Genomic DNA, 3,885 nt, shown 5'->3' with positions numbered 1-3,885 from the left:
TCGTCATGCTGTCCCGAAGTTTCGGGATCAGCATCTTTCCTGTAAAACAAGTTGAAATTAATGGTGCTTTATAATTTACGCCAATAACCAGTTATTTATCCTCTTCAGTCGCCAGTTTCTTCACCAGCCATGGCAAGGTGAGCCCTTGTCCGATTAAGGTAAACAATACCACTACAACAGATATAAATATAATAGCATTACGTTGCGGAAATGCGCTTCCATCCGATAAAGTAGCTGGTAATCCAATGGCAATGGCCAACGAAACAATACCCCTCATGCCCGACCAGCTGATGATCAAACTGTTCTTGAAATCAAGCAATGCACCCTCAGTAATGCGGTGTTTCCCTTTCTGAAAGGCTTTTTGAAGATTGAATTTTTGTAGGAAAACACGGGCCATTCTTAACAACAGCGCAACAATAGTAATCACCAGCGAATAACCTATGTAAGGTAAAATATCGGCACTGTTAATGTTTTTGTACACATAAGGGAATTGTAGCCCAATTAAAATGAAAATCAGCCCATTCAATAAAAAAATAATAATATCCCAAATGTTTTTTGATTGGTTTTTAAGTTGTTCAGGAAATACTTTGTTGCTAAACCTCGAAATGCCCAATCCTAAAATAACAACTGCAATAACACCAGAAACATGTACTTGTTCTGCAATTAAATAGGTAACAAAAGGCATCAACAACATAAAGCTGATGGTGGCCAAACGGTTACTATGGATTCTTTTAATAATGAAGGCGAGAATTTTCGACATCACCATGCCGATTAAGAATCCACCAGCCATTAAAAGGGCAAACTCAAGCGATGCTTTCCAAAATACAAAGGCTGTTCCTGTTACAGCAGCAACCGCAAAACGATACGCTACCAGTGCAGAAGCATCGTTAACTAAGCTTTCGCCCTCCAATATGGTATTTGTTTTGTGAGACAAACCTAATCCTTTGGTAATACTCATGGCGGCAACTGCATCAGTAGCAGAAAGGATCGCACCTAATACAAAAGATACCGGCCAGCTCATCCCCGGAATCATATAGTGGGCAACTACAGCAATACCAATAGCGGTGATAAAAACCAGCGTAATGGCCAATGTAAATATGGTGTTGATATTGGTTTTAAATTCCTTGAATGAGATATTAAAAGCGGCATCGTAAAGCAATGGTGGTAGGAATATCAAAAATATAATTTCAGGATTAATGTCAATTGGTGGCAAAGATGGAACAAAACCCACCGCTATTCCAGCTATAATCAATAAAATAGGATAGGGGATTTTAATTCGATCGGCTACAGCAGAAAGGCCAATCATCACAGCTAAAATAAATATTACAATGGCATAATTTTCCATATCGGCAAAACGCGTTTAATAGAAGTCGAAACACTTACTTGCAAAATATATGTTTAGAACTGGATTAAAAAGTTTCTGGCCGAAATAAATTAATCGATGAAACGAGGGAATGTCTAGAATTCTACAGTGATAAATGCAGTTAATTAGAAGAAGAAAACTTTAATGTCCTTCAATTCTTAATGATACAGTAAAAAAAGAAAGCATGGATGCATTGCTAAAAAGAGATAACACCGTTTTATAATACGGAAAAATTACAGGGGAAGAATGAAAAATATAGATTAAGAGTGAATTAGCGCTGCAACCTAGGCCTTTTACTCTTAAAAGGTTGATTGGTTTTTGGCTTTGCGGCTTGAACACCACTTTCCTCTTCCGATATTTTAACTGTAATTACATTGCCTTTAAAAGTTTCTCCATTTAAGGTAGATACAATATTTTTAGCATCCGGTAAACTGTATATTTCTAAAAAAGCATAGCCTTTACACTTGCCGGTAGCTCTATCGCGAACAATTTTAATCGTTTCTACCCTACCATGAAGGCTAACCAATATTGCCAAATCCATCTCTTGGATATTGTCAGGAAGGCCACCTATAAAAATCTTAACCATTAATTCAGTAATTTGAGAGAACATCCGATTAAATCAAGCTTAAATCCAGAATTGTTCTTTTAGACCTGCAAAATAAGCAAAATGATATTCTTACCCAAACTAATTAAATGAATTTTGCCTCATTTTTATCATAAATTTGTGAAGAGCAGACATATATATTGATGTTGACAGACATAAAATGTACATTCGCTTTCTAATCATCAAAAAATAGGTTAAAATATGAGCATCTCTAAGTTAAAATCTATACTCATTATAGCATTATTCCTCTTCAGTTCGCTACTAGTACAGTCAAAAATTTTATTGCCGTCAGTATTTAGCGACAATATGGTTTTGCAGCAAAAAACAAATGCGGCCATTTGGGGTAAAGCCACAGCTGGTAAAGCCGTTAAGATAACGGTTTCGTGGAATAAAATTAATTATGGGGCTATTGCCGATGCCAGTGGCAATTGGAAAATTAAAGTGGCAACGCCAGGTTACGGCGGTCCATATTCCATCACCATTTCCGATGGAGAATTATTGGTGCTAAACAATGTATTAATAGGGGATGTTTGGATTTGCTCAGGCCAATCGAATATGGAAATGCCTTTAGCGGGGTGGGGAAAAATCCTTAACCACGAAAAAGAAATTGCTGATGCTAAATTTCCAAATATCCGTTTATTGCAGGCAGAACATATTACCAGTAGTTTTCCACTTAACGACGCCAAAGTGACTAATGGTGGTTGGCAGGAGTGTAACCCAAAATATATTGCTGAGTTTTCTTCTACAGCCTATTTCTTCGCCCRTGAAGTGTATGAAAAAACTAAAATCCCTATTGGCCTAATCCATACCTCATGGGGAGGAACAATTGCTGAAGCCTGGACAAGTGCCGAATCGCTTAAAAAAATGACCGATTTTTCTGCCGCAGTTGATAAGATCCAAAAATTAGCTAAAAATCCATCAACAGTTTCTTACGAAGAAAAACTGCAGAATTGGATTAAAATGACAACCGAGAAAGATTCGGGTTATCAGGCTGGAGAAACAAAATGGGCTTTGGCAGAAACTATAAACTGGAAAAGCATGACTTTGCCGACTTTGTGGGAAGATGCAGCCCTTAAAAATTTTGATGGCATTGTATGGTTTACAAAAAAGATTAACATCTCCGAAAACTGGAAAACAAACGGTGCTAAACTTAATTTAAGTACAATTGATGATAACGATATTACCTTCGTAAACGGAGTAAAAGTGGGTGAAACGGTAGGGTATAATGTTGCTAGAACATATACGATCCCTGCAAATCTGCTCAAAATAGGTGAAAATACCATTACCGTTAGGGTTTTTGATAGTGGTGGTGGTGGCGGTATATATGGTGATGCCAAAGATTTGACCTTAACAAACAACACGGCAGAGAAAATTTCTTTAGCTGGCGACTGGAAGTATAAAGTGGGTGTAGATTTTAAAAATATTGAAGCTAAACCTTATGAAGAAAATGGCCCTAACAGACCAACCGTTTTGTACAATGCGATGATTCATCCTTACCTGCAATTTTCAATTAAAGGTGCCATTTGGTATCAGGGAGAAAGTAATGCCGATAGAGCTTACCAATACCGCGAATTATTTCCAACGATGATTAAAGATTGGCGGCAGAAATGGGGGCAGGGAGATTTTCCATTCTATTTCGTTCAACTGGCCAATTTTATGCAGATTGATCGTTCTCCTGTAGAATCCGCCTGGGCAGAGCTTAGAGAGGCCCAACAAAGAACACTTACACTACCGAATACAGGCATGGCTACCATTATTGATATCGGTGATGCAAAAGATATTCACCCTAAAAACAAACAAGAGGTGGGTAGAAGGTTAGCCATAATTGCCCTGGCTAAAACATATGGTCAGAAAATAAACTATTCTGGCCCCATTTATCAATCAAATAAAGTAGAAGGAAAACAGATCCGTTTAACTT

The 3,885-nt window shown here is 37.6% G+C and carries 3 protein-coding genes; 1 reads left to right on the top strand and 2 read right to left on the bottom strand.

Annotated features, from left to right (window positions below; translation table 11 throughout):
* Positions 1-91 precede the first annotated feature (91 nt).
* Both AC1DPQ_RS20590 and AC1DPQ_RS20585 read right to left on the bottom strand, forming a co-directional pair.
* The gene (locus AC1DPQ_RS20590; protein ID WP_477581131.1) at positions 92-1,345 is read right to left on the bottom strand and encodes a Na+/H+ antiporter; all 1,254 of its coding nucleotides are present in this window, start codon (positions 1,343-1,345) and stop codon (positions 92-94) included.
* A gap of 289 nt (positions 1,346-1,634) precedes the next feature.
* A complete protein-coding gene (locus tag AC1DPQ_RS20585; RefSeq protein ID WP_057934255.1) occupies positions 1,635-1,949 on the bottom strand; it encodes an RNA recognition motif domain-containing protein in 315 nt (104 codons plus the stop codon).
* A gap of 219 nt (positions 1,950-2,168) precedes the next feature.
* On the opposite strand from AC1DPQ_RS20585, the gene AC1DPQ_RS20580 reads away from it, so the two are divergent.
* A partial coding sequence (locus tag AC1DPQ_RS20580; protein WP_477610720.1) for a sialate O-acetylesterase occupies positions 2,169-3,885 on the top strand: 1,717 nt, incomplete at its 3' end.

The organism is Pedobacter sp. 01T416_2, assembly GCF_056398925.1.
This window is presented reverse-complemented; position numbering and strand designations above follow the sequence as displayed.

Coding starts and splice junctions, on each gene's coding strand:
- AC1DPQ_RS20590 (WP_477581131.1), bottom strand. CDS start 1,345: ATGGAAAATTATGCCATTGTAATATTTATTTTAGCTGTGATGATTGGC.
- AC1DPQ_RS20585 (WP_057934255.1), bottom strand. CDS start 1,949: ATGGTTAAGATTTTTATAGGTGGCCTTCCTGACAATATCCAAGAGATG.